Raw genomic sequence first — 328 nt, forward strand, 5'->3', positions numbered from 1 at the left:
GTCACGCCGTGCAGTCATGTAACTTTCAAAAACTGACACGGTATAATCACGCCGTACAGTCATATCATTTTCAAATACGGACTCAATACAGTCAGCCTGTGCAGTCATATCAAGTTCAGAATGTTGAGGGCGATGGTCAGGAAAAACAGCGATACATAAGCCATTGAAATATTTACGACTGACCAATATATAACCGGTATAAAATCCGGACAAATCACCTAAGTCGTATAAATACAACCCAGTATTGAAATCAATCGTTCGCGGGTTCATTAGATGAAATAGAAATTGTTAGCTCATTACCGTGCAGTGATGCTAACCCCTTATCCGA

Annotated in this window: 1 protein-coding gene; it reads right to left on the reverse strand. The window is 40.2% G+C overall.

All coding sequences use genetic code 11. The features are described 5' to 3' along the window. Window positions 1–186, reverse strand: a 186-nt coding sequence (locus AB4138_RS23940; protein ID WP_372307978.1) for a hypothetical protein, incomplete at its 3' end; no start/stop codon positions are given. Window positions 187–328: the final 142 nt, after the last annotated feature.

It is taken from the genome of Vibrio sp. 10N.286.52.C3 (assembly GCF_041468865.1).
Taxonomy (GTDB): Bacteria; Pseudomonadota; Gammaproteobacteria; order Enterobacterales; family Vibrionaceae; genus Vibrio; species Vibrio crassostreae_C.